We start from the raw sequence: 23,747 nt of genomic DNA on the forward strand, positions 1-23,747 counted from the left end.
GGGACGCCTGAATGGGTCCGCCGTACGGTACCCAGGCATCAAGCTGGAAACCGCACTGGCAGCGCCACACCGGCGGGAGCTTTACCGGCATGAAGCCGTCCGGGTCGAACGAGTACCCCATGGCAGCCCGCCCCACTGCGGGCGTCACCAGCTCCATGGGCGTGCCGCAGTGAACGGTATGCTCTGCTCCCCCAGCAGAGGTCTTCTCAAAAGTGATCAACGCGCTCACTACTCCATAAGGCAGTATTCTCGGGCTGATCCTAAGCATACATATAACTAGAAGAACTAGCTAGTTTAGCTAGATAATTTGTGGCGTTCTTCTTCCACGACGCCAATGGCATCCGCCATCCGCTGCAGGAACGCGACGACGATCCGTGCCTCCTCGGCGCTGAGCGACTCCGCGACGGACATCATCCGCCGGTGCATGGCGCCGAGGGTTTCCCGGACCTCCGTATCCGACTCCACGGTGGGAACGACAACCACCGAGCGCCGATCCGAAGGGTGGGCCTCGCGGCGGACGTGCCCACTGGACACCAGCCTGTCGATCAGGGAGGTTGTGGAGGCACTGGTGATCCCAAGGAACTGGCTGAGGTCCTTGGGAACCACCGTCCTGCCGGAGGCCTGTGCGCGCAGGAGGTACCGGAGGGCGAGGATATCGGTTTCGCCCATGCCCATGGAGTCGCGGGTGGACCTGCGGATTATGGTCTCCGCCGCCCGATAGTCCCGCAGCGACTTGAGGACCGCCGCTCCGTAGTCCAGCTGCCCGTCGGGTCCATACCAGTAGCCGGAGCCCTCGTTGCCTGTAGAAGCCATGCCTATATCTTAGGCCAACTGCTAACTAGACGGCCAAGCTAGTTGCGGGTGCTACCTCTGCTCAGCGGATATGACGTTATCCGGACCCTTACCCGCAGGAAACACCCGCGTAACCCGCCGCTCCTAGCCTTGATCTGCATAACCCTTCGGCGAATCGAGGCCTACATGCAGACCAATCCGCGGCTGAACATCAGGCAGGTTGCCTGGTCCCACCCTGTGGGAGCAGACCTTCGGCGCGCGCAGCAGGCCGAACTCGACGCCCGCTTCGGTACGCCAGACCACGAACCCGGCCCTCCGCCGTCGGAGGCTGACTGCGCCGTCTTCCTCGTGGCGTACGACAAGGGGTCCGGCCAGCCCGTGGGCTGCGGCGGGCTGCGGCTGCTGGATGCCAGCACCGCCGAAATCAAGCGACTCTACGTGGTCCCGTATACCCGCGGCTCCGGCGTGGCCAGTTCCGTCCTCGCTGCCCTGGAGGCGGAGGCGTACAAGCAAGGCATCACCCGCATCAAGGCCGAGGCGGGCTCGGCCCAATCGGACGGCCGGAACTTCTACCAGAACTCCGGTTTCGAGCCGGTGCCCAATTTCGGCCCCTACATTGGCGTCAAGCATTCGTCCTGCTACGCCAAGAGCATCGACTCGCACAGCGCAGCCCACACGGCCATGGCATAGCGCTCAAACGTGGGGCGTCACACTGCATGCGGACTCACGGGCCTCGGCTAATCTCGGCCTATGGAAACAGCAGACATCACCTTCCGCACCCGCAAATGGGTCCGGCCAGAAGACCTCAACGCCAATGGGACCCTGTTCGGCGGAAGCCTGCTGAAGTGGATCGACGAGGAAGCCGCCATCTACGCCATCCTCCAGCTGGGCAATGGCCGGGCCGTCACGAAGTACATTTCGGAAATCAACTTCGTGAGCTCCGCCGTCCAGGGCGACCTGATTGAAATGGGCCTGACCGCCACGAAGTTCGGCCGGACCTCGCTGACAATGCGGGCGGAAGTGCGCAACATGATCACCCGGCAGAGCATCCTCACCATCGAGGAAATTGTCTTCGTCAACCTCGACAACGCCGGCAAACCGGAACCGCACGGATACACCGACATCACTTACGACCGGGACAGGATCCCCACCCACCACCTGACGGAAACACGGCAGCAGGACTGACGCTTTACCCCGCGTTCATTCCTAAACCACCAGCCGTTTTCTTCGCTGGACCAACTTAGGCAGCCGGGCTGTTTATCGAATCGATAGCAATAGCAGCCCCGTATTCCGCATGCCCGGCTATAGGCTGTGCGGACATGCTCCGGTTCCAGTGCAGAAATGAGTCCTGATCGTGCGTAAATTACAGACCTTGGTTGCCGCCGCCGTCGCCGTCACCCTACTTGCCGGATGCGGCGGAGAGGCCTCACCCGGAGCCTCGGGCGAGGCTTCTTCCGCCCCGGCCGGAGGATCCGGCGACACCCTGGTGGTGTACACCAACTCCAACGGCGAAGGCCGCGGGGACTGGCTGACCCAGAAGGCAGGCGAAGCCGGATTCAAGATCGAGATTGTGGGGGCCGGCGGCGCCGATGCCACCAACAAGCTCATCGCCGAAAAGAACAACCCCATCGCGGACGTCGCCTTCGGGCTGAACAACATGTACTTCTCCCAGGTCAAGGCCGCGGACGCGCTGGAACCCTATAAGCCTGCCTGGGCCGGGGAAGTGGACACCCAGTTGGCGGACGGCGAGACGTACTGGCCGCTGGTGAAGCAGGCCATCCTGCTGGGCTACAACTCGGACAAGTTCTCCAAGGATGCCGCCCCGAAGGACTGGACTGACCTGTGGACCAAGGACGAGTTCAAGGCCCGCTACGAGCGGGTCACCGGCCTTGGCACCGCCACTGCCCAACTCGTCTTCGCCGGCATCCTCAGCCGGTACCGTGACGACTCCGGCGACCTCGGAATCTCAGATGAGGGCTGGAAGCAGGTGGAACAGTACTTCCAGAACGGCAGCCCCGCCGTGGCCAAGACCGATCTGTTCGCCCGCATCGCCTCGGGCGAGGTGGATATGGGGCAGATGCCGTCCTCGATCATTGCCGACCGGGAAAAGTCCTTCAAGGTGAACGTGGAGACCGTCATACCTTCTGTTGGCGTCCCCCTCGCGGTGGAGCAGATCGCACTCGTGAAAGGCACCAAGAAGAAAGACCAGGCCCAGAAGTTCATCGACTGGTTCGGCAGTGCCGACGTCCAGGGCCAGTTCGCCAAGCAGTTCAACTCCATGCCCGTGAACAAGTCGGCCCAGGCACAGGCCAACCCCGAGGTGGTGGGCTTCTTCGCGGACCTCAAGCAGCAGGACATCGACTGGGAGTTCGTGCAGGAGAACATGGGCGCCTGGGTGGAGAAGATCGAACTCGAGTACATGACGTAGCCCGGCGCCAGCCGTCCGCCTCCGCCCGAGTTCCACAGACAGGTTTGCCATGATCCGCTTGGACAGCATCAAAGTTTCCTTCGGCGACTTCACCGCCATCCCGCACCTGGACCTGCACGTCCGGCCCGGCGAGTTCTTCACGCTGCTGGGGCCCTCCGGATGTGGAAAGACGACGGCGCTGCGCACCCTGGCCGGCTTCATCCAGCCGGCCGGGGGCACGGTCACAGTGGACGGCGAGGATGTCACCCGGCTTCCCAGCGACAAGCGGCAGGTGGGCATGGTGTTCCAGAACTATGCCCTGTTTCCCAGCATGAGCGTGTGGGAGAACATCGCCTTCGGACTGCGCGTCCGGAAAGAGAAGGGCGCCGACAGCGACAGGATGGTCCGGGACATCGCACGCCGGGTGGAACTCAGCGACGAGCAGCTGTCCAAGAACGTCGCCGAGCTCTCAGGCGGGCAGCAGCAGCGGGTGGCGGTGGCCCGGGCACTGGTCCTGCGGCCCAAGATCCTGCTGCTGGACGAGCCGCTGTCCAACCTCGATGCCAAGCTCCGCCACCAGCTCAGGCAGCAGCTCAAGGACCTGCAAAGCGAGTTCGGCATCACCACCGTCTATGTCACCCACGACCAGGATGAGGCCCTGGCCATGAGCGACCGGGTGGCGGTGTTCAACAAGGGCGTGGTGGAGCAGGTGGGCACGCCGCAGGAGATCTATGACCACGCTGCCACGGAATTCGTCTGCAATTTCATTGGTGACAGCTCCACCCTGACACCGGAATTCGTGGCGCAGGTCAACGCTGCATCCGGGGCCCAGCTCAGCACCCGGGCGAGCTCCTACCTGCGGGTGGAAAAGGCGTCCCTGGACGCGCCGGCGGGAGGCGGTCCCGCCGTCGGACTTCCCGCAAAGGTGCTGTCCCGCACCTACCACGGCCTGCACAGCAGGTACGTGGTGCGCAGCCACGGCGCGGACATCCGCCTGCTGGTGCGCGAGGACGGCGGCGCCCACCCCGAACCGGGCAAGGAAACCACCGTCTACGTGCGGCCGGACCACATCCTGCAGTACCACCCGGACACAGGCGCGGCCCTTCAGGAGCAGGACCGGCAGGAGCAGGACCAGGCGGTCGCCCTGCCATGAGCGGAACTCCAGTCCGTTCGATGGTCCGCTCCCCGTTCGTCCTGGTGGTGGGCGTCATCCTCACCTGGTTTATCGCGGCATTCCTGGTGTGGCCCAACATCAACGTCCTGGTTGCAACCTTCTTCCCGGACGGAAGTTTTTCGGGGCGTGCGGCCGAAAAGCTGTTCTCCTCGCAGCGCGCCATGAAGGCACTGGGTAACAGCTTCCTGCTGGCGGTGGCCCTGTCCATCACGGTCAACGCCGTGGGAATCTTCATTGTGCTGGTGACGTACTACTTCCGGATCCGGGGCTCGCGGGTCCTGTTCCTGGGCTACGCCACCACCTTCATCTACGGCGGCATCGTGCTGGCGGCGGGGTACAAGTTCATCTACGGGGACAAGGGAATCGTCACCTCACTGCTGCTGCAGGTGTTCCCCTCCATGGACCCTTCCTGGTTCTCCGGCTTCTTCGCCGTGCTGGTGGTCATGACGTTTGCCACCACCACCAACCACATGCTGTTCGTGGCCAACGCGCTGAAGGGGGTGGATTACCAGACCATCGAAGCGGCGAAGAACCTTGGCGCCTCGACGTGGACCATTCTGCGGCGGATCGTCCTGCCCATGCTGAAGCCCACGCTGTTCGCCGTCACCATCCTGTCCTTCCTGACCGGGCTCGGCGCCCTGAGCGCGCCGCAGGTCCTGGGTGGACGGGAATTTCAGACCATCACGCCCATGATCCTGACGTTCACCAACAGCCCCACATCGCGCGATCTGGCTGCCCTTCTGGCCGTCATCCTGGGCCTGGCCACCATGGTGATGCTGGCGGTGATGTCCCGGCTGGAGAAGGGCGGCACGTACTTCTCCGTTTCCAAGGTGTCCTCGGAACTGCAGAAGCAGGACATCACCAACCCGGTGGCCAACGTGGCCGTCCACGCGGTGGCGTATCTGCTGTTCGCGGTGTACACGCTGCCGGTGGTGCTCATTGTGCTGTACTCCTTCGCGGACGGCGCCGCCATCCAGACCGGACAGCTCTCGGCGGGCAGCCTGACGCTGGATAACTATGTCCGGGTGCTGACGCAGCCGGCCGGATTGCGGCCGTTCGTCGTCAGCGTGGTGTACAGCGCACTGGCGGCTGTGATCGCGGTGGGCGGCCTGCTGTTCGTGGCCCGGCTGCTGCAGAAGTACCGGAACTGGGTGGCGTCCGTCTTTGAGTACCTGCTGCATATCCCCTGGATCCTGCCGTCCGCCCTGTTGGCGCTGGGCCTGATCATCAGCTACGACCACCCGAATCCACTGGTGGGCGGGGCGGTCCTGACCGGGACCACGGTGATTCTGCTGATCGCGTTCGTCACCGTGAAGATCCCTTTCACGCTGCGGATGCTGAAGGCGTCGTTCGCCTCCGTGAATTCCTCGCTGGAGGAAGCGGCCGCCATCATGGGAGCCAAGACCCTGTACGTGTTCCGCCGGGTCCTGTTGCCGCTGGTACTCCCGGCAGCAGCGGCCATCACCGCCCTGAACTTCAACAGCCTTCTGGACGATTACGACACCGCCATCTTCCTTGCCCACCCGCTGGTCCAGCCACTTGGCCTGGTCATCAAGGCAAACACGGACGGTGCGGAGGGCACTGACGGGGTGGCGAACACGTTCGTGTACACCGTGCTGCTGATGGTCATCACCGGCGTCACGATGTACCTCGTCTATGGCCGGTCCGGGAAACGGCGCAGCCGGAAGCGCCTGCCGGGGGTTCCGCCGTCGGGCGGCCTCGAGACCGTTCATCTGCCGCCGGCCGCCGGACCAGCAGCGTCCGGCGCCGATAGCAAGGTCCCTGCCGCACCCGTGCTGTGACAGCAAGGGTGCGGATCAGCCCGCAGAACCGCGGACGACGGCGGCGCGCGGGTTCCGCCGTCGGGCCAGGCCGAGCAGGCGGTCCCGGAAGGGCTGCGCACCGTCCGCGAGCGCGATGCGGCCCATTGCCGTGGACGCCAGGCCCAGTGCGCGGGTCCGGAGCCGGCGCTGCCTGTCGTAAGCACGGAGCGCCTGGGTTTCAGGCAGGGTGTTGAGGAGGTCGCCGAGCGTCACCGCATCCACCAGGGATTCGCATGCGCCGCGGCCCAGGGTGGGCATCATGGCGTGCGCCGCATCGCCGATGAGCACGGTACGGCCACGCACATAGGAGCCCAGCCGCGGAACGGTCCAGAGCCGCTGGACGAGGCACTCCCCGGGGGTGGCTGCTGCCAGGGTGCGGCGGATGGCCGGCGCGTGGGTGGCGTAGCGCTCCCGGGCCTGGTCCAGTACTGACGCGGGGTCAATGCCGTAGGGGCCCGCCCCCGACCGGTAACTGGCGTACCAGAAGGACCCGCCACGGGCGGCGGCCATGCCGAAGAGATCGCCGCGGCCCCAGTATTCGCCCACCTCATCCTGGCTGACGGACGTGGGAAGGGTCCCGCGGAGGGCCAGGTACGGCGTGAGGCGGGCCTCCGTGGCGGCACCCCACGCCTCCCGGCGGACCACGCTGTGCACTCCGTCAGCGCCCACCACCAGTCCGCCGTCCGCGGGAATGCCGTGGACGTTGCTGGTGACCCGGTGGACTGTCTCCGGCACGGCGGCATTGAGCAGCCGCAGCAGGTCCACCCGGGAGATGCCGAACATGACTCCCGTATTGACCGTGATCCAGGGCCTGCCCTGCCCATCGCGCACAGACCCGCTGCCGATCACCGGACTGACCGCCTTCGCTTCGTCAAGGATGCCGAGCCGTGCCAGCGCGCGCTGGGCGTTGGGCCACATTCCCAGGGCGTTGCCCACGGTGGGCTGCTCAGGCCGCTTCTCGTAAACAGTCACCCTGAACTTTTCCGGGTCCAGGCACGCGGCCAGGGCCAGCCCTGCGATGCCGCCGCCCACTATCGAGATCGTCTCCATGGGCCCAACTTACTACTTTTGTAGTAGCCCCGGAAGATGCCGGTGCCCCCTATTACTAGACTGGGGCCATGCCCGACCGCCGCACCCAGCTCCTCGACGCCGCCCTGGCCGTGGTGGCGGACAAGGGGATGAAGGGGCTGACCCACCGGGCGGTGGATGCCGCGGCGGAGCTCGCCGAAGGAACCACCTCCAATTACTACCGGAGCCGGGCCACTCTCGTGGACGCCGTGCTGGAGCGGCTGCTGGAACTGGACGCCGGACTCCTGCGGGAACAGGGGGCGGCAGGACCGCCACGGAACGTCGAGGAACTCGCCGGCCAGCTGGCGGCCACGGTAGTGGCCTTGGCCAGGCAGCATGGGGGTATGAGCCGGGCACGGATGGCCTTCTCGCTGGACCGTCCAGAAGCCGTGACCGCCGGCCACCACCTGCTGGTGGGCAACCTGGAACTGACCCTCGCCGCCATGGGCGCAGCGGATGCGGCAGCCCGCGCTCGGGATGTGGCGGACTACGGCGACGGCCTGCTGCTCCACCTGCTCACCGTCAGGCGGGACGAGCAGCCGGACGTGGCCGCCGTCGCCGCCACCATCCGGCGCCTGCTGGGCCCGTAGCGGCCTTAGCCGCGGCCCGGCCAGCCGGTGTACGCCTCGGCGAGGTAGGCCATGCCGTGCCGCGAAGAGACTACCGAGTTGAGTTCGCCGAGCTGGCGGGCGCGTGAGAAATCGTCTGCGTCGGCAGGGGTGTGGAGCATGGTGGTCATCCAGTAGGAGAACTGCTGGGCCTTCCAGACCCGCTCCAGCGCGCGGTCGCTGTACGACTCCAGAAGCCTGTCCGAACCGGAGTTGTAGTGGCTGTCCAACCCCTCGAAAAGGACCTTGACGTCGTGGATGGCCAGGTTCAGGCCCTTGGCGCCGGTGGGCGGGACCGTGTGCGCGGCGTCGCCGGCGAGGAACAGGTTGCCGTGGCGCATGGGAGTGTGGATGAAGCTGCGGAACGGCAGCACCATCTTCTCGATGACCGGGCCTTCCTTCAGTTCGAAGCCATTGCCGTTGACGCGGCTGCGGAACTCCGCCCAGATCCGGTCATTGTCCCACGCGGCCACGTTTTCCTTGGGGTCGCACTGGAAGTACATCCGCTGGACGGCCTCGGTCCTCTGGCTGATGAGTGCGAAGCCGTTGGCGGAGTTGGCGTAAATCAGTTCGTCCGAGCTGCGCGGCGCCTCGGCCAGGATACCGAACCAGGCGAACGGGTACTCGTGGAAGTACCACTTGCGGTTGGCCTCGGGAATCTGGAACCGGCAGTGGCTGCGGGAACCGTCGGCACCCACCAGGAAGTCGGCCTGGATCTCGCATTCGGTCCCGTCGGCGTCGGTGAACCAGACCTTCGGCTTGCCCTCCAGGTCGTGGACGGAGGTGTCCCTGACGCTGTACCGGACGTCGCCGCCGTCATCCATCCTGCGTGCGGCAAGATCGGTGAACACGTCCGTCTGCGGGTAGAGCCACACGGACTCGCCCACGAGGTCCTTGAAGTCGATCCGGTGGCTCTCGCCGTTAAAGCGCAGTTCAATGCCGTCGTGCCGGTCGCCGTGGGTCAGGACCCGATCCGAGACACCACTGTCCACCAGGAGGTTGACGGTGCCGTGCTCCAGGATCCCGGCGCGAACGGTGCGGGCGATCTCGTCATGGCTGCGGACTTCGATCACCGTGGATTCGATGCCTGCCTTGGCCAGCAGGTGGGAGAGCATGAGCCCGGCCGGGCCGGCGCCCATAATGGCTACCTGGGTGGTGATGGTTTTCCGTGCCATGGCTGCGTCTCGCTTCGTTGCGGGCCCGGGGGCCAGAGGATTGCTTGGCACCCAGTGTGGGCCACCTGCAGTGACCGGCGTTACATCGATTCCGTTGAATGGTTCAAGAATCCGCAAGGCGGCGGGCAATGCCCCGCGCCGCCGTCTGCAGCGCGGGCACCAGCGCCTGCAGCCGCATCTCCTGGAGCGGAACCACGACGCCGAGCGAGGCCACTGCGCGCTGGCGGCGGTTGAGGACGGGCACGGCAATGCCCCAGGTGTCCGGATCCACCACACCCTTCAGCTGGGCGAACCCCTGGTGCGACGTCTCGGCCAGGAGGGTGCGCACATCGCCGCTGGTCAGCCTGCCTTCGGGATCGGAAAACTGGGCAAGGTAGCTGGCCTGGAGCCCTTTCTCCCGGTGCGCCATCAGTGCCAGTCCGGCTGAGGAGATGTGGATGGGCATCCTGCCTGCCACCTGTGCCCGGTTGGCCACCGAGCCCCGCCGCGAGAGCCGCTCCACGAACAAGGCATCCCACCCGTCCAGCACCGCCAGGTTCACGTTCTGGTTGAGGACGTGCTGGATGTCCTCCATGAACGGCATGGCCGCTTGCCGCAGTGCCAAAGCCGGGGAGGCACGGTTTACCAGCTCCCAGAGCCGGAGGCCCGGCCGGACCATGCCGCCCGGCTCAGTCTCGAGCAGCCCGTGGCCGGCGAGCTGGCCCACCAGCCGGTGCGTGGTGGTCAGCGGCAGCCCTGCCCGTGCGGCCAGGTCGGAAAGCTGCAGGGCGCCGACGTCCTGCGGAAAGGCGGAGATCAGCCGGACTATCCGGTCCACCACCGAATCGCCCGACTGTGAGTTCGCCACCGCCACACCTTCCGTTCAATGGGAAGTCCAGCGTACCGCGGCCCGTCCCCCGGAGGGCCCGCGCCCCGGAAGGCCAGCCGGGGTTGGAAGGCGGTCAGGCCGGCGTCGTACGCTGGCCCGGCCTCAGGCGGCGCCACGCCGCGGGAGCCAGCACCACGGCAATGCCCACGGCGGCACCAATGACGGTTTCGATGATGCGGTCGCGCAGCAGCGCGGACGGCGAGGCGGGGACCACCAGCAGGGTTGAGATGAGGGCCAGTGGCGTCACGAAGACCTGGGCCAGCAGGTATTGGCGGATGATGAACATCTCCGCGCCGAACTGGCAGAGGGCCATCACCAGCACGGTCTGCCACGGCTCCAGTCCCAGCAACAGGACCGCCGCCAGGACCAGCAGGCCAAGGACCGTGCCGACGATTCTCTGGACGCCTCGCCGGATCCGGTGCCGGGTGGTGTGGCCCACCAGAGGCACCACCGCGGCCACCATGGCCCAGTAGTTATGCCCGAATCCCAGCTGCTGCCCGGCCCAGGTGGCCAGCGTTCCTGCCAGGCCCGCCGCCACCAGGTAGCCGAGGCCCTCAAGCCAGGCGGTGCGCTTCTCCGCCGTCGTGCGCCGGATGCGGGGCGGCCACGCCCACGGGGTGCGGTGGCTGGGCAGGATCCGGGATGAAAAGCCGATCAGCAGGCACAGCATGGTGGTGAGGACCGCAACCAGCATGCCCTGCCACAGTGGCGGCTGGTTGGGGATGGAGGCGATGGCCGCGAAGGCAAAGATATGGAAGAGGGACCCGCCCGGGCGCAGCCGCAGCCAGGAAATGGCCACGGAACAGCCACCGGCCACCAGGGTGGTGGCGAGGACCAGGAGCCAGGTGGTGGCGGTGCGGTCAAGGCCCCACGCCGTTTCGATCCGGGCGGACAGGGCGGCCAGCAGCATCACCAGGAGCATCAGGAGCCCGGCGCGCAGTTGCAGCGCGAAGCGGGCGGCGTGCGGTTCGCCGCGGCCGTAGATTCCGGTGAAGGCGCCGAAGGAGGCGAAAATGGCCAGGTCCAGCCGGCCCAGGAGCACCAGGGTGATCAGCGGGACGAACACGCCGGTGGCGCAGCGGAGGGCGGGGTGGTGGTCCTTGTTGCCTGGACCAATGCTGAACATTTCAGCAAGCAGCTTCACGTGGGCGGCGCCTTCCTGCGGTTACCGGTTTTCCTGATGGGCGGCCGGCCGCACTGACGTTCCTGGTAAATCGTACGGTGGAGGCCGCCGAAACCTCCCTTTAAATTCCCTTGAATGGAATCAGCAGGCAACGCGGCAGAAACAGCATCCACGAATGCTTGGGTCATGAAGCGCGCACCACGGGCCACGCCCGCCGCCGAACTGAGCTGCGAAGTCTGCGGCATGATGCCCGAGCCGCCCAAGGCCCGCCTGACCGCAGCAAACGTGGCCGTGATGCTGCCCATCGAGCTGCTGGTCCATGCCGTGGTGGTGGAAACCCACCTGCCGTATGTGGCGAAGGTGCTGGTGCTCACGCTGACGGCTACAGTGCTGGTGATTTGGGTGGCCGAACCCTCCGCTGCCCGGATCCTGCGAAGTTGGCTGCACGCTCCGGCGCTGCGCCACCGGCGGACGCTGGGAGCCGCGCCGGCCCTGTGGCGGGCCCGCACGGTCCTGCGGGACGAGCCCGGTTCGCTGGAGAAAATCACGGGCACCCTGGCCCGGAACGGCATCAACATCCTGGGCATCCACGTCCATCCGGTCCCGGGCGGCGTGCTGGATGAGTTTGTGCTGTCCGCCCCCGGCACCATGGGTGAGCGGGAGCTGCTGGAGGCACTGCACGACGGCGGCGGCAGCCGGGCGCACGTGTGGCCCACCACCGCGCTGGCCATGGCCGACGGCCAGACCAGGGCGCTCAGCCTCGCGGCGCGGATCGCCGACGCCCCGGACGAACTGCCCCTCGCCGTGGCCGAGCTGCTCGGCGCGCGGATCGCGCCGGCGTCGGGCGTTCCCGTGAAGATGCCCGACGACGGGACCCACCTCAAGGTCCCCACGGCATGGCACGGGCCCCTCGTCTTCGCCCGGCCGGGCGAGCCCTTCACCCCGGCCGAATCGGCGCGCGCCCACCGGTTGGCCGAGCTCGCGGAGATCCTGGCATACAGGCGGGAGGCTACATCCGGAGGGTGAGTGCGCCCGGCTCCATGGTCATCAGGACGTGCTTGCCCTCGCCCTCGTGGTCCCCGTCCAGCTGGTAGTCGTCCTTATGTTCCAGCGTGATCTCAACGGTCTTGCCCTGGAAGTACTCCACAGCGGTGTCCTTGCCGCGGCCCTTGCCGATCATTCCTGCCAGCACGGAGAGCCAGCCCAGCTTGCCGTGGTGCGGGGCCAGCACGGCAATGTCCAGCAGCCCGTCGTCCACCTTGGCATCGGGGAAGATTTCCAGGCCGCCCTGGACCTTGCCGCAGTTGCCCACCATCACGCTGCGGACGCCGCGGTGCACCACCGTCTCGCCATCGATCACCACGGTGGCCTTGACCGGCTTGCCGGGCAGGTTGCGGATTCCGGCGTCAACGTAGGCCAGCCAACCCACTTTGTCCTTCAGGTCCTCGTTGGTGTCCGCCATGATGGTGGCGTCATAGCCCACGCCGGCCATCACCAGGAAGAGCTGTTCCTTGTCCGGATCGTTGCGCTTGGCGCGGACCACGTCGATCTTGCGTTCGGTGCCCCTGAGGGCCCCGGCCATGGCGCCGTCGTAATCCGTGACGTCCATGCCCAGGTTGCGGGCCAAAAGGTTTCCCGTGCCCAAAGGAAGGAGGCCCATGGGGACGTCCCCGCCCGCCAGGACCTCGGCCACGCACCGGACGGTGCCGTCTCCCCCGGCCGCGATGACGATGTCCGCTCCCTGCTCCAGGGCTTCCTTCGCCTGGCCCACACCGGGATCCTCCTTGGTGGTTTCCAGCCAGATGGCTTCGCCCCAGCCGTTTTCCACGCAGTGCCTGGCCACCAGGCCGCGCACATCGAACTCCACCGGCTTGGCCGGGTTGACGATGATGGCGGCGCGTTTGGGGGAAGTGGAGCTGTTGGCAGTCATGGCGTCCTTCAGTGGCGGAATGGAAAGCAAGCTTCTGAGAGAAGAGTAACCTGCCCGCCGCAGCCTTCCGGCCAAGTCCGGCTATAGGGCCTTGACCGCCCCCAGCACTTGGGCGAGGGATTCCTTGGCGTCCCCGAAAAGCAGGGAGGTCTGCGGCTCGTACAGCAGTTCGTTTTCGATCCCGGCGAACCCAGGGCGCATGGAACGTTTGAGGAACACCACCTGGCGCGCGGCGGAGACCTCCAGGATGGGCATGCCGTAAATCGGTGAGCCGGAGGAGGTCTTGGCCGCGGGGTTCACCACGTCGTTGGCGCCCACCACCAGGGCCACATCCGCGGTCTTGAACTCGGGGTTGATCTCCACCATTTCCTTGAGCGACTCGTAGGGCACGTTGGCTTCGGCCAGGAGCACGTTCATGTGCCCGGGCATCCGGCCCGCCACGGGATGGATGGCGAAGTCCACCTCGATTCCACGGGCTTCCAGTGCCTGCGCCAGTTCCGCCGCCGTGTGCTGCCCCTGCGCCACCGCCAGCCCGTAGCCGGGCACGATGATCACCCGTTGCGCATACCGCAGGAGTACCGCCACGTCCTCAGGCGTGGATGAGCGTACCGGGCGGTCGCTCACGGCGGTGGATCCCGCCGTCGAGCCTCCCCGGAATGCCCCGAACAGGATGCCCGCGACGCTGCGGCCCATCGCCGCCGCCATGGCGCGGGTGAGGATGGTGCCGGACGCCCCCACCAGGGTGCCGGCCACCACCAGCAGCACGTTGCCCAGCACCAGGCCGGACGCCGCGACGGCCAGTCCGGTGAAGGCGTTCAGGAGCGAAATCACAATGGGCACATCCGCGCCGCCCACCGGCAGCACCAGCAGGGCACCGGCCGCGAGGCCCAGGACCAGCAGCACCACCGCGAACGCCGTGGATCCGGTGATCACGACGGCGATGGCGGCCGCCACGGATGCCAGCAGTACCGCGGCCATCACCACGGGCAGGCCGGGAAACACCACCGGCCGCGTGGTCATCAGTTCCTGCAGCTTGGCGAACGTCACCCCGGATCCGGCGAAGGAGACCGCACCCACGAGGAGGGTGAACACGATGGCCAGCCGCACCCAGGGACCGTCCGCGGGGGGCAGTTCCAGCAGCGCCACCAGCGCCGCCGCACCGCCGCCCACACCGTTGAACAGCGCCACCAGCTGGGGCATTTGAGTCATCTTCACGCGCCGTGCCACCGGCGCCGCCACCGCGGAGCCCACGGCGATGGCGCCCAGGATCCAGGGGATGTTCTCGAGCCGGGCGGACAGGAAGACGGTGACCACGGCGATCAGTGCACCGAGGGCGCCGATCAGGTTGCCGCGGCGCGCGGTCCGCGGGGAGCTGAGCCCGCGCAGGGCGAGGATGAAGAAGACCGCGGCGGCCAGGTAGAGCAGGGCGGTCCAGGCGGGGTCAAGGATGCTCATTTGCCGTCCGCCTTTGGCGCGGCACCCGACTGCGCGGGGCTCGTGCGCGGAATTTCCTTCTTCGCGTGGAACATGTGCAGCATCCGGTCCGTCACCACGAAGCCGCCCACCAGGTTGGCTGTGGCCAGGACGACCGCGAGCAGGGCCACCGCGAGCACCCACGGGTCCGTGGCCTGGCCGGCAACGATGATGGCACCCACCAGGATGATGCCGTGGATGGCGTTGGCGCCGGACATCAACGGGGTGTGCAGGGTGCTGGAAACCTTGGACACCACTTCGAATCCCACAAATACTGCCAGGACCGTGATGGTCAGCAGGCTCATTCCGTCCATCAGAGCACCCCTTCCTGCCGGGCCCGGGCTGTTTCACCGAGCAGCTCTGCGGTGGGCCGGTGCCGCACTTCGCCGGCGTGGGTAAAGCAGGCCCCCGCCACCACCTCGTCACCGAAGTCCAGGACGAGCTCCCCGTCACGGACCATCAGCGCCAGGAGGTTGGCCACGTTCTTGGCATAGAGGCGTGAGGCATCGGACGCCATGGCGGAGGCCGGGTCCTTCAGTCCCACCAGGGTCACGTGGCCGGCACCATCGGCGGTGGGGACGGCGATGTCCTCGCCGGGAACCACTCCCTCGACGTTCCCGCCGGACTCCGCGGCGAGGTCGACGACGACCGATCCCGGCCGCATGCCCTGCACCATGTCCCGGGTCACCAGGAGCGGCGCCCGCCTGCCCGGCACGGCCGCCGTCGTAATCAGGACATCCGATTGCGCCACATGCGGCGCCAGCAACTGCCGCTGCCGGGTGCCGGCGTCGGAACTGAGCTGCCGGGCGTAGCCGCCGGCAGCCTCCGCTGTTTCCAGGTCCAGCCGAATGAAGATGCCGCCCATGGAAGCGACCTCGTCCGCGGAGGCGGGCCGGATGTCATTGGCGGACACCCGGGCGCCGAGCCGTTTGGCCGTGCCGATCGCCTGCAGCCCGGCCACGCCGGCGCCGAGGACCAGGACCCGGGCCGGCGGGACCGTACCGGCGGCGGTCATGTAGAGGGGGAAGAACCTAGGCAGCCGGATGGCGGCTTCCAGCACGCAGCGGTAGCCGGCCACCAGGGCCTGGGAGCTGAGCGCGTCCATGGACTGGGCGCGGGAGATGCGCGGCACCAGCTCAAGGGCGAAGGACGTGGCGCCCGCCTCCGCTAGCGCCTGCACGGTGGGCAGTTCGGATGACGTCGACGCGAGCCCCACGGTGACCGCTCCCCTTTTCAGTCCGGCGGCCGTGTGCGGGTCCAGGGGGCGGACGTACGCCAGGATATCCACGGCGCCGGTGTCCAGTTCCGGAACGACGGCGGCGCCGGCATCCGTGTATTCGCGGTCCGGGTGCCCTGCGGCGGCGCCCGCGCCCGCCTCGATCAGGACGTCCAGGCCCAGGCCGGCCAGCTGCTTCACCGTGTCAGGAGTGGCGGCCACGCGCCGTTCGCCGTCCCGGCGCTCCCGCGGAATGCCCAGTTTCACCCGCACGCTCCCTTCCTGCCGTGTCCGGCAGTCTTGCGGCAGCCGCTCTGCTGCGCACAGTTGGGTTGAGTCTAGAGCGCACGCTGCTGCTGCGGGAGTAGTGCGTCGGGCTTGGGTGGCAAACAGTTACCTTCGGGATGTGCCGTGCTGGGCCCGGCTGTTGCCTGGCCGGGGGAATCAGCCGCGGGCGGTGAGGTCCGCGGAGATGAGCCTGGCGGTGGCCGTAATCTCCTGCGCCACGGATGCCAGGTAGGCTTCCGGGTCCTCCCGGGCTGCCACCGACTGGGCCTGCAGCGACACGTTGACCGCCGCCACCACCTTGGCTCCGTCGAACACCGGTGCCGCCACGGACATCAGGCCGGGTTCCAGTTCCTGGTCCAGCAGGCACCAGCCCTGCGCCCGGACGGTCTCCAGCACGGCCAGCAGCTCCGGGACCGTCCCCAGGGCCCGGGGCGTGAGCGGCCTGATGTCCGCTGCGGCCAGGTATTCCTTGAGGGCCGGGGCCGGCAGGTTGGCAAGGAGCACCCGTCCCATGGAGGTGGCGTAGGCGGGGAAGCGGGTCCCCACGGTGATGCCGACTGTCATGATCCGGCGCGTGGTCACCCGGGCGATGTAGGCAATGTCCACGCCGTCCAGGACAGCGGCCGACGTCGACTCCCCCAGTTTCAGGGACAGCTCTTCCAGGTGCGGCTGGGCCAGCTGCGGCAGGGACAGCCCGGAGAGGTAGGCGTAGCCGAGCTGGAGAACCTTGGCCGTGAGGGCAAACGTCTTCCCGTCCGTCCGGACGTATCCCAGCTCCACGAGGGTATGCAGGAACCGCCGCGCCGTAGCCCGGGTCAGGCCGGTCTGGCCCGCCACCTCGCTGAGGGTCATGACAGGCCGGTCGGCGTCGAAGGCCCGGATTACGGCCAGCCCGCGGGCCAGCGACTGGACGTACTGGTCGCTGGCCTGCGGTGGCTGGGTGTCCGTGCGGACGGCGTCGGTCATGGTTACCAATCCTAGGGTGCGCCCGGGCCCCGGCGTCCGGCGGCGGGCGCGGCCTTGAGGGGGATGGGGAGGAGTTCCTGGAGTTCTTCGAGGGTGGTGCCGAAGGTTTCCCGGACGGTGACGCCGTCGGGGCCGGTGAGGAACACGGCTTTGTCGGTATAGACGCGGGTGACGCAGCCGACGCCGGTGAGCGGGTAGGTGCAGGACTCCACGATCTTCGACGCGCCTTCGCGGGTCAGGAGGGTCATCATGACGAAGACGTCCTTGGCGCCGGTGGCGAGGTCCATGGCGCCGCCGACGGCGGGAATCGCCCCCGGCGCCCCGGTGTGCCAGTTTGCGAGGTCACCGGTGGCGGAGACCTGGAACGCGCCGAGGACGCAGATGTCCAGGTGCCCGCCGCGCATGATCGCGAACGAGTCGGCGTGGTGGAAGTACGAGGCGCCGGGGAGTTCGGTGACGGGGATCTTGCCGGCGTTGATCAGGTCGCCGTCGATCTCGTCCCCAACGGCTGCGGGGCCCATGCCGAGCATTCCGTTCTCGGTGTGGAGGGTGATGTTCTGTTCCTCGGTGAGGTAGTTCGACACCAGGGTGGGCTGGCCGATACCGAGGTTCACGAAGGATCCCGGGGCGATGTCGCGGGCCACGAGCCGGGCGAGGTCGTCCCGGCCCAGCGGGGTCTGGGAGGTCTGGATGGACGTTTCGGTGAGGCTCATCTCAGGCCACCTGCCCTTCTGCGGTTGGGGTGCCGGCGCCGCTGCCGGCCACCTTCACGATGCTGTTGACGTAAATCCCGGAGGTGACGATGTTTTCCGGGTCAAGGCCACCGGTGGGCACGATCTCGGAGACCTGGACGATGGTGTGCTTCGCCGCCGCTGCCATGATGGGACCGAAGTTCCGTGCGGTCTTGCGGTAGACCAGGTTGCCCTTCCCGTCCGCCTTCAGGGCCTTGATCAGGGCGACGTCGGCGTGGATCGGTGTTTCGAAGACCTGCCCGCGGCCGTCGATGATCCGGGTTTCCTTGCCCTCGGCGAGCATGGTCCCGTACCCGGTGGGGGTGAAGAACCCGCCGATCCCGGCCCCTGCGGCACGGATCCGTTCGGCCAGGTTGCCCTGCGGCACCAGCTCGAGTTCGATCTCCCCGGCCTTGTACTTGGCGTCGAAGTGCCACGAATCGGACTGCCGCGGGAACGAACAGATCATCTTCCGCACCCGGCCTTCCTTGATCAGCAGCGCCAGGCCCTGGTCGCCCTGTCCGGCGTTGTTGTTCACCACCGTCAGGCCCGTCGCCCCGCATTCGAGCAGCGCGTCGATCAGTTCGAACGGCTGCCCGGCGTTCCCGAACCCGCCGATCATCACGGTGGAGCCGTCCTGGATCCCGGCCACTGCCTCCCGGACCGAATCAACAAAATTCAGCATGTACCTACGCCTTTCCAGCGGTGACGTTTTCGAGGACAACGGCCAGGCCCTGGCCCACGCCGATGCAGATCGCGGCCACACCCCAGCGCTCCCCGGAGGCCTGCAGGGACCGCGCGAGGGTGCCCAGGATCCGGGTGCCGGACGCGCCGAGCGGGTGGCCCATCGCGATGGCCCCGCCGTGCCGGTTCACAATCCCGGGATCGATGCCCCAGGCGTTGATGCAGGCCAGGGACTGCGCGGCGAACGCTTCGTTAAGTTCGACGGCGCCCACCTGGTCCCAGCCGATCCCCGCCTTCGCGAGGGCCTTGTTCGCCGCCTCCACCGGTGCATACCCGAAGAACTGCGGATCATTGCCGTGCGCACCGCGCCCGGCGATCCTCGCCAGCGGGTCCAGGCCCAGAAGCCCCGCGGCAGCCTCGCTGCCTACCCAGGCCGCGGAGGCGCCGTCGGACAACGGCGATGCGTTCCCCGCCGTCACCGTCCCATCCTCGGCACGGAACACCGTCTTCAGGCCGGCGAGCTTCTCGGCGGACGAACCGGCGCGGATGCCCTCGTCCCGCACCAGGTCCGTGCCGGGCACCGGGGCGACGAGGTTGTCGTAAAACCCCTCATCCCACGCCGCGGCGGACAGGTTGTGGGAGGCGGCGGCGAACTCGTCCTGCGCCTCCCGGGTTACCCCGTACTTCTCCCGCAAACGCTCCGTGGCCTCGCCCAGGGAGATGGTCCATTCCTTCGGCATTGCCTTGTTCACCAGGCGCCAGCCCAGCGTGGTGGACGCCAGCGTCATATCCCCGGCCGGGTAGGGCTTCTCCGTCTTCGGCAGCACCCACGGCGCCCGGGACATGGACTCAGCACCGCCCACCAGCACCAGGTCGGCGTCGCCGGCGTTGACCTGCCGGGACGCGATGATCGCAGCGTCCAGCGACGACCCGCACAAACGGTTCACCGTGGTCCCGGGAATCGAGACCGGCAAGCCCGCCAGCAGCGTGCCCATCCGGGCGATATTGCGGTTCTCCTCGCCGGCACCGTTCGCGTTCCCGAACACCACCTCATCAATCCGCTCCGGATCAAGGCCCGGCGCGCGCTGCACCGACTCCCTGATCACGTGCGCGGCAAGGTCATCCGGACGGACGCCGGCAAGGCCGGAGCCGAACTTACCGAACGGAGTGCGCACCGCATCGTACACAAAAGCCTGGTTCATCGGGTGGTGTCCATTTCTCGAAAGACCTGCTGGGCGGTTTTGAAGGCCGTGTTGGCGGAGGGGACTCCGCAGTAGATGGCGGTCTGCAGCAGGATTTCCTTGATCTCGTCCCGGCTGAGGCCGTTCCGGAGGGCCGCGCGGATGTGCATCGCCAGTTCCTCCCAGTGGCCGTGGGCCACCATGGCGGTGATGGTGACGGCCGAGCGCATCTGCCGGGTCAGGCCGGGCCGCGTCCAGATCCCGCCCCACGCGATGCGGGTGATCATGTCCTGGAAGTCCTCGGTGAACCCGTCCTTGCTGGCGTTGGCCCGGTCCACGTGCTCGTCACTGAGGACTTCGCGCCGGACGGCCATGCCGCCGTCGTAAATGTCCTTGCTGGTAGCGCCGGGCTGGACCACGCCGTTGCGCGCCGGATCCGGCTGTCCGGGGCCGCTCACTTGGCTGCCACCTGTGATTCGGCCCAGCTGATCAGCCCGCGCATCAGCTCGGCCACGTGGGCCGGAGCTTCGGCAGGTGCCAGGTGGGCGACGCCTTCGAGGGTCACGGCCGTGGCGGTGCCGCCACCGCCGGTGATTCCCGCAGCCACCTCAGCGGCCATCGCAGGTGTGGCGACGCCGTCCAGCGCACCGGCGATCACCTGGGTGGGAACACGGATGCTGCCGAGTTCTGCCCGGACATCGAACGCCGCCAGCGCTTCGCAGCAGAACGCATAGCTGAACCGGTCGGCGTCGCGCAGGGCGTGCAGGAGCCGGCTGCTCAGTTCCGGCTGGCTGTCCATGAATCCGGGGGCAAACCAGCGCTCGGCGGAGCCCTGGATCATCACCGGAGTGCCCTGGGACCGGACGGTTTCCGCGCGCTCCAGCCAGCTTTCGGGCGTCCCGATCTTGGCACCGCTGTTCTGCACGGACAGGCTTTTCAGCCGTGCCCCGTGCTTGGCGCCCAGCTGCAGGCCCACCGCGCCGCCCAGGGAGACGCCGGCGTAGTGGAAGTTTTCCCCGGGGGCAACGGATTCCGCCAGGTCCACCACGGCGTCCGCGAGGGCTGCGACGTCGAACGTTTCGGTGGCTGCGGGTGAGACGCCGTGGCCGGGCAGGTCCCAGGCCACCACGTCGTAATCGGTGCCGAGCAGGGATGCGGCCCTGTTCCAGAGGATGGAGGAGGTGCCCAGGGACGGGCCCACCAGCAGGAGGGGGTGCTCGCCCAGGGGTCGTTGGGGGGACAGCAGCGCTGCCTTCAGTGCCGGCTTAGCCACGGGAAGCTCCATTCGCGTCGGGAGGGGTAACAAATTCGGGATAGGCCGCCAGGATGCGGCGGGAGATTTCCGCCGCCTGGCCCAGATAGTTGGCGGGGTCCAGGAGTTCCTCCAGCCGGGGATCGGGAACGACGGCGGCGGGGACGGCCTCGCGGAACAGCTTGCGGTAGGTGCCGGCCTGCTCGGCGGGCGGCGCCTGGAGGGTCCGGTCCACCACCTCCTGCAGCTGCTGTTTGCCGCTGCGGCCGTCCTGGTCGCCGAGCAGGGGCGCCACCGCGGAGGCGACGCCCTCGGCCAGCAGCAGCGGGCCGGACAGGTCGAGGTTGCGGCGCATGGCGTCCGGGAATACCTGCAGCCCCTCGGCGAGTTCGCGGATGTGGCCGGCGGCGCCGAGGGCCAGGGCCAGTAGCTGGCGCAGGGCCGGCCACTCGGTGTGCCAGGCGCCGTCCGGGCGTTCGTCGTTGAAGTTGGCGGCGGCCACATGCAGCTGGGCGGCCAGCTGGGCTGCCTGCAGGGCGGCGCTGCGGACCAGGACGGACAGAACCGGGTTCTGCTTCTGCGGCATGGCCGAGGAAACGCCGCGCCCGGCCGCACGCGGCTCGGCGACTTCAGCCACCTCGGGCCGGCTCAGGAACAGGACGTCAGCGGCGATCTTGCCGAAGGCATCCAGCACGGAAGCCAGCGCATGGCCCAGGGACGTGATGGCCAGGCGGTTGGTGTGCCAGGGCGCCGCGGCCGGGGCGAGGCCCAGCTGGGCCGCCAGGGCATCGGCAAGGGTGAACGGCGTGACGGAGGTGCCTTCCGTCAGCACGGTTCCGGCAGCGAGCGTTCCTGCCGCACCACCGAACTGGACTGGGAACTCCAGGTTTTCCAGCTGCCGGCCTGCGGCGGCCACGCCCTGGAACCACTGGGCCGCCCGCAGCCCAAAGGTGAAGGGAAGCGAATGCTGCGTCAGGCTCCTGCCCACGCACAGCGTGTCCGCATGCTGCCCCGCCAAGGCGGCCAGCGCCGTCGTGGTGCCTTTCAGGTCCGCGAGCACGGCGTGGACCGTGTTCCTGGCCAGCAGCATGAGAGCCGTGTCCAGCACGTCCTGGCTGGTCAGCGAGCTGTGCACCGCCTTTCCGGCAGCACCCCCGGCGGTGTCCAGCACAGCGACGTTTTTCCGGAGGTCCGCCAGCAGCGGGATCACCGGGTTGCCGCCACCCTGGGCCCGCCGGGCGATGTCCGCCACGTCGTAGCGCCCCGCCTCGGCAGCCGAGGCCACGACGGCGGCGGACCCGGCAGGTGCCAGGCCGGCGTGTTCGAGCACGGCAGCCCAGCCCGATTCGACGGCAAGGATTGCCGCCAGCACGGCACGGTCGCCGGTGAGCGCGGCCACGAGGGGCGAGGCCGAGACGGGACTGAGCAGACCGGCGTCACCTCCGTCCGCGAAGGGGTGCAGGTCTCCGGGGGCGGGGTACGTCACTGGAAGTCCAGGAAAACTGTCTCGCCCTCACCCTGGAGGCGGATGTCCCAGGTGAGGCCGCCATCGGGGTCGCGGCGGGCGATCAGCGTGCTGCGGCGCTCCGGGTCCAGCGAGCTCAGCAGGGGATCGTTGGCCAGGGCCTCCTGGTTTTCGGGGAGGTATATGCGGGTAAACAACCGGTTGGTCAGGCCGCGGGCAAAGATGGCCACGGAAATAAAGGGCGCTGCCGCTGCTTTTCCAGGAACGGGCTTCGTGGGGCCGGGATTCACGGTGGTGAAGGTGTAAACGCCCGAGTTGCCCACGGCGCCGCGGCCCCAGCCGGTAAACGTGTAGCCGTCCCGGACCAGTGAGCCGGTGCGCTGGACCACATTGCCTTCGGAGTCAGGCTGCCAGATTTCCAGGATGGCGTCCGGGATGGTCTGGCCGGCGCCGTCGTACACGGTGCCCTGCAGGCGGATGGATCCGGGCGAACCGGGAGCCAGCAGCTCGTTGTCCTTCTCGTACGGGAGCGCGTAGCCGTAGAACGGGCCTACCGTCTGGCCGGGGGTGGGAACGAGTTTGGTGGAGTTGCTCATGTGCGTTGTCCTCTGCCTATTCGTTGTCGTCGTCGCCGGCGGCACCCAGTGCCTCGTTTTCGGTCCAGGTCCGCTTGGCCCCGGTCAGGACGATGTCCCAGATGTAGCCGAGGGCCCACTCCGGTTCGGTGAGGCTGTGGTCGTAACTGGCCACCAGCCGGTCGCGGGCGTCCTGGTCCACGATGGTCTGGTAAATGGGGTCCAGCGGGAAGAGCTGGTCACCAGGGAAGTACATCTGGGTGATGATGCGCTGCGTGAACTCGGTGCCGAACAGCGAGAAGTGGATGTGCGCCGGGCGCCAGGCGTTCAGGTGGTTCTTCCACGGGTACGCGCCGGGCTTGATGGTGGTGAAGCGGTAAGAACCGTCCGGGCCGGTGATGCAGCGGCCGATTCCCGTGAAGTTGGGGTCGATGGGTGCCGGGTGCTGGTCACGCTTGTGGATGTAGCGGCCGGAGGCGTTCGCCTGCCAGATTTCCACGAGCTGCCCGGCCACCGGGCGGCCGTCGCCGTCCAGGACGCGGCCGGCCACGATGATCCGCTCGCCCTGGGGTTCGCCGTTGTGCTGGATGGTCAGGTCCGATTCCAGCGCGTGCACGTCCTGGTGCCCGAACGCCGGTGAGTACAGCTCGATGGTTTCCGGGTCCGTATGGTGCAGGCTCTTGGTGGGGTGGCGCAGGATGCTGCTCCGGTACGGCGGGTAGTCCAGGCGGGGCTGGATCTCCGGCTGCGCGCCGTCCTTGAGTGCGCGCCGGTAGGCCTCACCGATGGAGCTGATCTCCGCACTGAGGTCGGCCTGGGTCTCGATGGCCTTGTCCAGCGGCAGGTGTGCCGCCTTCGGCTCGGCGGGCGGTACGGACTCGTCCGTTTCAGGCTGGGCGTGTGTCTCTTCCGGCACGTCCGGCTCCTTTCTGGGGGTGTTCTCTGGTG

General features: G+C 67.8%; 26 protein-coding genes. 8 read left to right on the plus strand and 18 right to left on the minus strand.

The features are described from left to right. Window positions 1-11: 11 nt before the first annotated feature. Complete coding sequence (locus ACP3TD_RS00530; protein ID WP_426764826.1) at window positions 12-173, plus strand: hypothetical protein; 162 nt, start codon at window positions 12-14, stop codon at window positions 171-173. Between the two features lie 121 nt (window positions 174-294). Here ACP3TD_RS00530 and ACP3TD_RS00535 read toward each other — a convergent pair whose 3' ends face one another. Then, entirely contained in the window at window positions 295-813 is a 519-nt protein-coding gene (locus tag ACP3TD_RS00535) for a MarR family winged helix-turn-helix transcriptional regulator (protein WP_426764827.1), read from the minus strand. 165 nt (window positions 814-978) lie between these two features. Here ACP3TD_RS00535 and ACP3TD_RS00540 point away from each other — a divergent pair, with 165 nt between their 5' ends. From ACP3TD_RS00540 to ACP3TD_RS00560, 5 genes are all read left to right on the plus strand, one after another. After that, a complete protein-coding gene (locus ACP3TD_RS00540) occupies window positions 979-1,482 on the plus strand; it encodes a GNAT family N-acetyltransferase (RefSeq protein ID WP_426764828.1) in 504 nt (167 codons plus the stop codon). Between the two features lie 60 nt (window positions 1,483-1,542). After that, the gene (locus ACP3TD_RS00545) at window positions 1,543-1,977 is read left to right on the plus strand and encodes an acyl-CoA thioesterase (protein WP_426764829.1); all 435 of its coding nucleotides are present in this window, start codon (window positions 1,543-1,545) and stop codon (window positions 1,975-1,977) included. Between the two features lie 169 nt (window positions 1,978-2,146). Then, window positions 2,147-3,220, plus strand: a complete 1,074-nt coding sequence (locus ACP3TD_RS00550; protein ID WP_426764830.1) for an extracellular solute-binding protein — start codon at window positions 2,147-2,149, stop codon at window positions 3,218-3,220. A 49-nt stretch (window positions 3,221-3,269) separates the two neighbouring features. After that, entirely contained in the window at window positions 3,270-4,352 is a 1,083-nt protein-coding gene (locus ACP3TD_RS00555) for an ABC transporter ATP-binding protein (RefSeq protein WP_426764831.1), read from the plus strand. Beyond that, window positions 4,349-6,175, plus strand: a complete 1,827-nt coding sequence (locus ACP3TD_RS00560) for an ABC transporter permease (RefSeq protein WP_426764832.1) — start codon at window positions 4,349-4,351, stop codon at window positions 6,173-6,175. The genes ACP3TD_RS00555 and ACP3TD_RS00560 overlap by 4 nt, the downstream gene beginning before the upstream one ends. Before the next feature lie 15 nt (window positions 6,176-6,190). On the opposite strand, the gene ACP3TD_RS00565 is transcribed toward ACP3TD_RS00560, so the two are convergent. Then, window positions 6,191-7,246 carry an FAD-dependent monooxygenase gene (locus tag ACP3TD_RS00565; protein ID WP_426764833.1) on the minus strand — a complete coding sequence of 352 codons (1,056 nt, stop codon included), beginning with the start codon at window positions 7,244-7,246 and terminating at the stop codon, window positions 6,191-6,193. A 68-nt stretch (window positions 7,247-7,314) separates the two neighbouring features. On the opposite strand from ACP3TD_RS00565, the gene ACP3TD_RS00570 reads away from it, so the two are divergent. Continuing rightward, entirely contained in the window at window positions 7,315-7,854 is a 540-nt protein-coding gene (locus tag ACP3TD_RS00570; protein WP_426764834.1) for a TetR/AcrR family transcriptional regulator, read from the plus strand. A gap of 5 nt (window positions 7,855-7,859) precedes the next feature. On the opposite strand, the gene ACP3TD_RS00575 is transcribed toward ACP3TD_RS00570, so the two are convergent. The 3 genes from ACP3TD_RS00575 to ACP3TD_RS00585 form a co-directional block, all read right to left on the minus strand. Next, window positions 7,860-9,047 (minus strand): 4-hydroxybenzoate 3-monooxygenase, encoded by a 1,188-nt coding sequence (locus tag ACP3TD_RS00575; protein WP_426764835.1) that lies wholly within the window; start codon window positions 9,045-9,047, stop codon window positions 7,860-7,862. 103 nt (window positions 9,048-9,150) lie between these two features. Then, the gene (locus tag ACP3TD_RS00580; protein ID WP_426764836.1) at window positions 9,151-9,894 is read right to left on the minus strand and encodes an IclR family transcriptional regulator; all 744 of its coding nucleotides are present in this window, start codon (window positions 9,892-9,894) and stop codon (window positions 9,151-9,153) included. A 94-nt stretch (window positions 9,895-9,988) separates the two neighbouring features. Then, window positions 9,989-11,059: an FUSC family protein gene (locus ACP3TD_RS00585; RefSeq protein ID WP_426764837.1), complete on the minus strand. Its 1,071-nt coding sequence runs from the start codon at window positions 11,057-11,059 to the stop codon at window positions 9,989-9,991. Window positions 11,060-11,224: 165 nt separating this feature from the next. On the opposite strand from ACP3TD_RS00585, the gene ACP3TD_RS00590 reads away from it, so the two are divergent. After that, window positions 11,225-12,064 carry an ACT domain-containing protein gene (locus ACP3TD_RS00590; RefSeq protein WP_426767097.1) on the plus strand — a complete coding sequence of 280 codons (840 nt, stop codon included), beginning with the start codon at window positions 11,225-11,227 and terminating at the stop codon, window positions 12,062-12,064. Here the strand turns inward: ACP3TD_RS00590 and ACP3TD_RS00595 are convergent. The 13 genes from ACP3TD_RS00595 to pcaH form a co-directional block, all read right to left on the minus strand. Continuing rightward, a complete protein-coding gene (locus ACP3TD_RS00595; protein WP_426764838.1) occupies window positions 12,048-12,968 on the minus strand; it encodes a diacylglycerol/lipid kinase family protein in 921 nt (306 codons plus the stop codon). The genes ACP3TD_RS00590 and ACP3TD_RS00595 overlap by 17 nt on opposite strands. An 81-nt stretch (window positions 12,969-13,049) precedes the next feature. After that, the gene (locus tag ACP3TD_RS00600) at window positions 13,050-14,423 is read right to left on the minus strand and encodes an NAD(P)(+) transhydrogenase (Re/Si-specific) subunit beta (RefSeq protein ID WP_426764840.1); all 1,374 of its coding nucleotides are present in this window, start codon (window positions 14,421-14,423) and stop codon (window positions 13,050-13,052) included. After that, entirely contained in the window at window positions 14,420-14,755 is a 336-nt protein-coding gene (locus tag ACP3TD_RS00605; protein WP_426764841.1) for an NAD(P) transhydrogenase subunit alpha, read from the minus strand. Before ACP3TD_RS00605 ends, ACP3TD_RS00600 begins: the two co-directional genes overlap by 4 nt. Further along, window positions 14,755-15,924 carry a Re/Si-specific NAD(P)(+) transhydrogenase subunit alpha gene (locus tag ACP3TD_RS00610; protein ID WP_426767098.1) on the minus strand — a complete coding sequence of 390 codons (1,170 nt, stop codon included), beginning with the start codon at window positions 15,922-15,924 and terminating at the stop codon, window positions 14,755-14,757. The genes ACP3TD_RS00605 and ACP3TD_RS00610 overlap by 1 nt, the downstream gene beginning before the upstream one ends. A 177-nt stretch (window positions 15,925-16,101) precedes the next feature. Beyond that, a complete protein-coding gene (locus ACP3TD_RS00615; protein ID WP_426764842.1) occupies window positions 16,102-16,911 on the minus strand; it encodes an IclR family transcriptional regulator domain-containing protein in 810 nt (269 codons plus the stop codon). A gap of 11 nt (window positions 16,912-16,922) precedes the next feature. Further along, window positions 16,923-17,624, minus strand: a complete 702-nt coding sequence (locus ACP3TD_RS00620) for a 3-oxoacid CoA-transferase subunit B (protein ID WP_426764844.1) — start codon at window positions 17,622-17,624, stop codon at window positions 16,923-16,925. 1 nt (window position 17,625) lies between these two features. Further along, entirely contained in the window at window positions 17,626-18,327 is a 702-nt protein-coding gene (locus ACP3TD_RS00625; protein ID WP_426764845.1) for a 3-oxoacid CoA-transferase subunit A, read from the minus strand. Between the two features lie 4 nt (window positions 18,328-18,331). Beyond that, complete coding sequence (locus ACP3TD_RS00630) at window positions 18,332-19,528, minus strand: thiolase family protein (protein ID WP_426764846.1); 1,197 nt, start codon at window positions 19,526-19,528, stop codon at window positions 18,332-18,334. Continuing rightward, the gene (pcaC, locus tag ACP3TD_RS00635; RefSeq protein ID WP_426764847.1) at window positions 19,525-19,965 is read right to left on the minus strand and encodes a 4-carboxymuconolactone decarboxylase; all 441 of its coding nucleotides are present in this window, start codon (window positions 19,963-19,965) and stop codon (window positions 19,525-19,527) included. The genes ACP3TD_RS00630 and pcaC overlap by 4 nt, the downstream gene beginning before the upstream one ends. Next, entirely contained in the window at window positions 19,962-20,780 is an 819-nt protein-coding gene (locus tag ACP3TD_RS00640; protein WP_426764849.1) for an alpha/beta fold hydrolase, read from the minus strand. The genes pcaC and ACP3TD_RS00640 overlap by 4 nt, the downstream gene beginning before the upstream one ends. Beyond that, on the minus strand, window positions 20,773-22,245 hold the full coding sequence (locus ACP3TD_RS00645) for a lyase family protein (protein ID WP_426764851.1): 1,473 nt from the start codon (window positions 22,243-22,245) through the stop codon (window positions 20,773-20,775). The genes ACP3TD_RS00640 and ACP3TD_RS00645 overlap by 8 nt, the downstream gene beginning before the upstream one ends. Continuing rightward, the gene (gene pcaG, locus ACP3TD_RS00650) at window positions 22,242-22,820 is read right to left on the minus strand and encodes a protocatechuate 3,4-dioxygenase subunit alpha (RefSeq protein ID WP_426764852.1); all 579 of its coding nucleotides are present in this window, start codon (window positions 22,818-22,820) and stop codon (window positions 22,242-22,244) included. The genes ACP3TD_RS00645 and pcaG overlap by 4 nt, the downstream gene beginning before the upstream one ends. Before the next feature lie 16 nt (window positions 22,821-22,836). Beyond that, a complete protein-coding gene (gene pcaH / locus ACP3TD_RS00655) occupies window positions 22,837-23,715 on the minus strand; it encodes a protocatechuate 3,4-dioxygenase subunit beta (protein WP_426764853.1) in 879 nt (292 codons plus the stop codon). Window positions 23,716-23,747 lie beyond the last annotated feature (32 nt).

Source organism: Pseudarthrobacter sp. 1G09 (assembly GCF_050038305.1).
Taxonomy (GTDB): domain Bacteria; phylum Actinomycetota; class Actinomycetes; order Actinomycetales; family Micrococcaceae; genus Arthrobacter; species Arthrobacter equi.